Source organism: Candidatus Amarolinea dominans (genome assembly GCA_016719785.1).
Lineage (GTDB): Bacteria > Chloroflexota > Anaerolineae > SSC4 > Amarolineaceae > Amarolinea > Amarolinea dominans.
This window is the reverse complement of record JADJYJ010000029.1, coordinates 150,646-156,841: the sequence shown is the minus strand read 5'-3', so window position 1 is coordinate 156,841 and position 6,196 is coordinate 150,646. Positions and strand designations below refer to the sequence as shown.

Below are 6,196 nucleotides of genomic sequence, written 5' to 3'. Positions count from 1 at the left end.
TACTGGCGGGCAACGGTGTTCCAACGGATGAGAACGGCCTGGACGTCCACGATGGTGGCGAGGACATCATTGCTGCCCAACCCGCCGCGCTGTTGACATCAAACTGAGGTGAGTCTGGCCGTTGACCGTGGGTACCGCCTCGGCCATGGTGAATGTCGCGCGCACGTCTACGGCGTTGCACGGGCGACCGGCCCACGTGCAGGTGGGCGCAGAGGCGCGCAGGCCGACACGCTGGTGTCGTCAAGGGTAGAAACCAGGTCGCCAGTGATTGATCGGTGGTGATGTCGCAAACAGGCGCAGCGTGCTGCCCGCGGAACCGGTACGGTCGACGTCTGGGCTGCCACGCGCACTCCTTCAGGCTGGTGTTGCTGCCGCCTCGCGACGGTCTGCAGATCGTTGCCCGCCGCCGTCCGCTGATCTTGGCACCGTGAAGAAGTCATAAGTACCGTGCCGGTATTTTGCTCCTGGGTGCGCATCTGCCACAGAGGCTGAGCGTGGCGTTAGCCGGCCGGATGCTGAACGAGTTGGTAGAGCGAATCGGGCGTGGGGCCGATGTTGTTTATAGCCGCCCAGGCGCGCCGCCCACCGCGCGCCGTGCGGATAGATGGTGGCGCCATCGTCCAGAAACGCAGCCCCTCCCGCGGATGACAGTCTGTGTGTTTCGGTGCTCCAGACCCCAGGGCGGGCCGCCGGGCGGGTTGCTGCCGCCTCGAAGCCATTGTTGAGGAGCAGTTCCTGGCACAGGTTGGCGCAAACGCGGTGAACGTACGCGGCGCGCTGAATGCGCCTTCACCTGCACGCGCCACGGTGGCGAGGCCCAGGTGTCGGCCGTTGGCGTTGAGCAGGCCGTTGGGGAGTGGCGAAACTCGTCGCGCTCACCGTCGTATCCACAGCGGGGCGCCGGGTGAGGAATGGATTGTCGAAGACCTGCACCGATACGCACTGGCGCCGAAGCCAGGGCCTGCCAGGAGCGTTGCCAGCACGCCGCTGTTGCCCGCCGTTGGCCGGCGACAGCAGTGCCGGCGCCGCCAGCACAAACGCTGGACCACATTCAGGCGCAAATCGGTGTGGTAGCTGACAGCACCGCTGGCGCCGGTGATGCGGACAGGATAGTTGCCCGGCTCCAGGTTGGGCGTCACGTTGAGCGTCAGGCTGCGGTGCTGCTGCCCGGCAGCAGGATGAGGCGCCAAAAGTTGGCCGTGATCTCCGGCTGCAGGTTGCTGGCGCTCAGATTGACGGTGGGCAGGAACTCGCGAATCTGACCGATGCTGATGGTGGATTGCGCGCTGCCGCCGGCGCAGACATTCAGCGCCTGCGGCGCGGCGGCGATGGTGAATGTGGTCGAACCGGGCAGTTCATTGAAACGCAGCACGAACAGCCCGCGCTCGATGTCGGCCAGGATGATGTGACCGCTGGGCAGGAAGGGTATTGCCCCAGTTGCCGTTGAAAGCCGAAGTTGCTGCCGGGATAAGTGAGTAGCCGGTGAGCACCGGCGAGGTGGGCCGCTGATGTTCAGAATCTGCAGGCCGTTGCGGTAGTCCGATTCATACAGGAAGTGGTCGCGGATGTAGAGATTATGGTCAATCGTCTTGTTGGCCGCCACATAGGTGCCGGCCAGTTGCGGGCTGGACAGATTGCTCACATCGAAGATGCGCGTGGTCATGTTGGGCACCAGGTTGTTTTGCTCGTCCAGTTCATCGTCCTGGTAGATGTACTGGAAATTCGGCGTCAACCAGCCCTGGTGCGAATAGGCCAGGCCGGTGTAGGTGGTGTGCGACAAGAGAACCAGCGCGGCCTTGTTGGTGACATCCACAATGTCAATGCTCGCGCGCCGGTGTACAGGAACAGCGATCTGGCGATTGGCGTAGGTGGGATGGTTGGGCGGATAGGTGACGATTTGGGAATCGTGAACGTAGCGCGTGGACCAACGCCCCACTTCAACCGGATGGATCGGATCGGTGTGGACATCCAGGATGATGAGGCCGCCGTTAGCCAGGTTGGAACCGTTCAGGTAGAGATAGCCATTCTGTGCATCAATGCTGAGGGTGTGAATGGTGCCCAACCCGTTGCCGGTGTAGGTGTTGACGAGCGCAATGCTCTGCGGCAGATCGCGCAGGTCAATGATCTGCATCCCTGGCCGGACGCTTCGGTAGAGATGTAGGCAAACTGGTTGTAGGTTTTGACCTCGCGCCAGGTGCTGCTATAGCCGGGCACGATGCCGACTTCCAACGGATTGGCCGGGTCGGTGATATCCACCACAGCCGTGCCGTTGCGCACCCCAATGACCGCATACTCACGTCCATCGGGCGCCAGGTACTCCCAGATATTGGATGCACTGGTGGGGCCAGAACTGAAGGCGTTCAAGGGCATCCAGGACAACAGGTCCACGTTCAGGCACTCGAAGCCGCTGATCACGCCGCCGCCCGCCGGCAAACCACCGGCGTGCGGGCCTTCAGCCAGGTAGGCGCGGGCGCTGTCCACGATGGCCGCGCGTTCCGCGTCGGTGAGCGGGGTCGGTTTTTCGTCGGTCAGCCCGTCAGAGCCACGCTGAACCGCGGGCGTGGGCGCGCTCCAGACTGTGGGCAAGACAGACTTGGGCCGGTTGATCAGCGGCGGCCGGCTCGGATGGGCCAGGGCGCTTGGAACCAACCCGGCCCCCAGCAGACAGAACATCAAGAGTAACAGACAAAAACGGCGCAGGCGGGCACGAGATGGGACGATTGCACGAGTCATCGGTCGGTTTTCCTTTCTGAATTGAACCCTGGCACACGGTTGAGCCGTTGGCACGGCTGGGGATTGCAGAGGCCGCTATTGTAAGGGAAAGGCCCGTTTCTGTAAAGTGGAGAAGTTTCCGTTTCGTCAGCACGGAAGGATTGCCCGGTTGAGTTGTCAAGCGCGCAGGGGAATTCAGGCCGCAACGCTGTCGCGCCACGCGCTCGGTGCGGCGACGCTGTCCAGCAGGGCGCGGCGTCCGAAGGCCATTTCCACCAGCGGCAGGGCGCTGCGCTGCGCGTCCCAAACTTCTACGGCCGGGTATTCGTCGGCGATGAGCGTCAGGCGCAAGTAATCATCGCCCCAGGTCACGCTCACGTCGTCCACGGTGGCGTTGCGGCCGCGTTCCAGGTATTCGGCCAGGCGCAGAATGGCGGAGAGGCGCGTCAGCAGAATGTTATCGCCGTCCTTGAGAAGCGGCGCGAACTCCAGCGGCTCAGGCTTACCCTTGCGGTGAAAACGGGTCAGCAGGGCAATCAGCGCAGTCTCGCGCGAGGTGAAGCCCGGCAGGCCGGCGTTGACGATCAGCGTCTGCGAATGTTTGTGATGGTCCTGATAGCTGATGATGGTGCCGATGTCGCAGCAGGGACGCCGCGTCCAGCAGTTCGCGCTCGGCCATGCCATAACCGTGCAGCGGGATCAACTGCTCGAAGATGCGCCGCGCCAGGTAACGCACATGATTGGCGTGTGCTTTCTGATAGCTGTAGAGGTGCGCGCCATGTTGAGCACGCTGAAGCGCCGCACATCCGGAATCACCGGATAGGCAAAATGCTGCCAGAAGTGCTCGAAGAAGACCCCTTCACGCAGGCCGTTGGCCGAAACGGTCAGCTCGTTGACCTTGAGGCGTTCCATGATGGCGCGGATGACCAACGCGCCCGGTAGGATGATGTCCGCGCGGTCGGTGCGCAGGCCGGGGATCGCCTGGCGCTCGGTCAGGGGCAGCCTGCGCAGCAGTTCGATCGTCTGCTCCAGCGAGGCCCGGCGCAGGGTGAAGCCGTGCAGGGTATTCAGCGGGTAGGCCTGGCGAGCCGCTTCGATCTTGGCCAGGTTGCGGATGGCGCCGCCCAGGCCAATCAGCGGCCCACTCCCCTTGCCCAGCCAGGTCACGCTGTCCAACTGGCGGCCGATCTCGGCCTGCACCGCCTCGAACTCAGCCGGCTTGATGGGATCGTTCCTGATGAACCCTTCGGTCAGCGCCAGGGTGCCGAGCGTCAACGAGACGCCGGCAAAAAAGCGGCGGTCGCGCACCTCGCTGATCTGCGCGCTGCCGCCGCCGATGTCCACCACGAAGCCCTGCGTGAAGGCAACCTCATTGAGTGCGCCCAGCACCCCGTAGCTCGCCTCCTGTTCGCCGCTCAGGATGCGCAGGTCAAGCCCCACCTCGCGGCGCACCTGCTCGATGAAGGCCGGACCATTGGCCGCTTCACGCACGGCGCTGGTTGCCGTGGGCAGGATGATGTCCACCTGCGTGCTGTCGCAAAAGCGCTTGAACAGCCGCAGGGTTGCCAGGGCGCGCCCGATCGCTTCGCGACTCAGGCCCTTCTTGCTCATGCCCTGGCGCAAACGCACCACCTCGCGAATCTCGTCCTGTTGGTGATAGGAAAAACCGGGGATCGCGTTCATGACCACCAGGCGCGCGGTGTTGGAGCCGAGGTCAATAATCGCCATACGCTGCGACTGGACTATCCCCATGCTGTTCCTCGCGGTCTGCACCCGGCCAGGCGCCAGGCGGTGCTCACAGAAGGCTTGCGGCGGCCTGGGTCAGAACGTAGACGGTCACCCCGGCCACTTCGCGCAGCACGTAGAACATCTCGGCCGCGGGGCGGTAAGAGATCGGCGAGGTACGCGTGGGCGAAGCGGACGGCTCCAAACCCAGGCCACAGCTCAGTCGTGTCATGTGAAACGGGTCGCTGACGAGGACGATGCGACGCCAGCCACGCGCCTCGAGCAGTTCCGCGACGTTGCGCAGGCTTTCCCACGAACTGGCGCCGCCTTCTTCGCTCAGGATCGCGCCAGCCGGCACGCCCTGGCCCATGGCGTAGGTGCGCCCTACCCCGCCTTCGGTGAAGCGGGAATCGCGGCCGGAGCCACCGGTTGTCACCAGCACCGGCGCCACCCCCTGATTGTACAGGCTGATGGCATGATCCAGCCGCGCGGCCAGCACCGCCGACGGCCGGCCGTTGTACTGTGCCGTGCCCAGGACCACGATCGCATCAACCGGCCGGGCCTCGTCACGGCTGGCCTGCCAGGAGATGATCAGCGTCAGGCCCACCACGTAGACGGTGGTGAAGACGCCCAACAGCGCCATCAGATTGCGGACCAGCTCGAACACGCGTCGCCCAAGCAGGGGTTCAGAGGGTGGTGGCATCAGATGATGCGCAGTTCGGGGTCTGGCTGCATGGACATGACGCTGATGCGCGCCGCAATGGCTTGCGCGAGTTGGCGGAAGGCCTGACTCTGCGGTGAGTCGGGGTCAACCGCCACAATCGGCTGGCCGACATCACCGCCGCTGCGGATGGCGGCATCGAGCATGATGCGGCCCAGGAAGGGGACGCCCAACTGCCGGGCCGCCGCTTCGCCGCCGCCGCTGCCAAAGACATCGCCGGCCATATTCTCCACGATGCCCAGGATCGGCACTTCGAGCTTGCGAAAGGCCGCCAGGCCGCGCACCGCATCCGACAGGGCCACCTGTTGCGGCGTGCTGACGATGACCCCGCCAACCAACGGCACCGACTGCGCCAGGGTCAATTGGGCATCACCGGTGCCCGGCGGCAAGTCAACGATGATGTAATCCAGGTCACCCCAGTTGACATCGGTGAAGAGCTGGCGAATGGCGCTGTGCAGCATCGGCCCGCGCCAGATGAGCGCCTCGCCAGCCGGAACCAGGAAGCCCATGGACATCACTTCCACGCCATAGGCCACCGGCGGCGTCAGCTTGTTGCCACGCGGGCTGGGCATGGCATGCACGCCCATCATCATCGGCACATTGGGGCCGTAGATATCGGCATCCAGAATGCCCACCCGGGCGCCCATCTGCGCCAGCGCCACGGCCAGGTTGACCGCGACCGTGGTCTTGCCCACGCCGCCCTTGCCGCTGCCCACCGCCAGGATGTTCTTGACCGGAATATCCAGCTTGCCGGCAATACGCCGATCGGTCCTCACGTTGGCGTCGAAGTTGACCTGCACCTGCGCCACGCCCGGCAGCGCGGCCACCGCGGCCGAGGCCTCACTCTCGATCTGCGAACGCAGGGGGCAGGCCGGCGTCGTCAACACAATCGTAAATCCGACCTCCTGGCCCGCGATCCTGATGTCCTTGATCATGTTCAACGTGACCAGGTCCCGGTGCAGTTCCGGCTCTATGACCGCGCTCAACGCCCGTAAAACATCTTTCTCCGTCACTTGATGATTCTTACCAAACATGTCC

At 64.3% G+C, this 6,196-nt stretch carries 6 protein-coding genes; all 6 read right to left on the bottom strand.

The window, feature by feature from the left end; translation table 11 throughout:
- Positions 1-875 precede the first annotated feature (875 nt).
- Entirely contained in the window at positions 876-1,190 is a 315-nt protein-coding gene (locus tag IPM84_22505) for a hypothetical protein (GenBank protein MBK9095473.1), read from the bottom strand.
- Complete coding sequence (locus IPM84_22500; protein MBK9095472.1) at positions 1,148-2,131, bottom strand: choice-of-anchor B family protein; 984 nt, start codon at positions 2,129-2,131, stop codon at positions 1,148-1,150. The genes IPM84_22505 and IPM84_22500 overlap by 43 nt, the downstream gene beginning before the upstream one ends.
- Before the next feature lie 776 nt (positions 2,132-2,907).
- On the bottom strand, positions 2,908-3,396 hold the full coding sequence (locus IPM84_22495) for a hypothetical protein (GenBank protein MBK9095471.1): 489 nt from the start codon (positions 3,394-3,396) through the stop codon (positions 2,908-2,910).
- A gap of 15 nt (positions 3,397-3,411) precedes the next feature.
- Complete coding sequence (locus IPM84_22490; GenBank protein ID MBK9095470.1) at positions 3,412-4,464, bottom strand: Ppx/GppA family phosphatase; 1,053 nt, start codon at positions 4,462-4,464, stop codon at positions 3,412-3,414.
- A gap of 43 nt (positions 4,465-4,507) precedes the next feature.
- Complete coding sequence (locus IPM84_22485) at positions 4,508-5,140, bottom strand: YdcF family protein (protein ID MBK9095469.1); 633 nt, start codon at positions 5,138-5,140, stop codon at positions 4,508-4,510.
- On the bottom strand, positions 5,140-6,192 hold the full coding sequence (locus IPM84_22480) for an Mrp/NBP35 family ATP-binding protein (protein MBK9095468.1): 1,053 nt from the start codon (positions 6,190-6,192) through the stop codon (positions 5,140-5,142). The genes IPM84_22485 and IPM84_22480 overlap by 1 nt, the downstream gene beginning before the upstream one ends.
- Between the last annotated feature and the right edge of the window lie 4 nt (positions 6,193-6,196).

Bases quoted from the DNA above. Each gene is read 5' to 3' on its own strand.
- IPM84_22500 (MBK9095472.1), bottom strand. From the start codon at position 2,131: ATGCAGATCATTGACCTGCGCGATCTGCCGCAGAGCATTGCGCTCGTC.
- IPM84_22495 (MBK9095471.1), bottom strand. From the start codon at position 3,396: ATGGCATGGCCGAGCGCGAACTGCTGGACGCGGCGTCCCTGCTGCGAC.
- IPM84_22490 (MBK9095470.1), bottom strand. From the start codon at position 4,464: ATGGGGATAGTCCAGTCGCAGCGTATGGCGATTATTGACCTCGGCTCC.
- IPM84_22485 (MBK9095469.1), bottom strand. From the start codon at position 5,140: ATGCCACCACCCTCTGAACCCCTGCTTGGGCGACGCGTGTTCGAGCTG.
- IPM84_22480 (MBK9095468.1), bottom strand. From the start codon at position 6,192: ATGTTTGGTAAGAATCATCAAGTGACGGAGAAAGATGTTTTACGGGCG.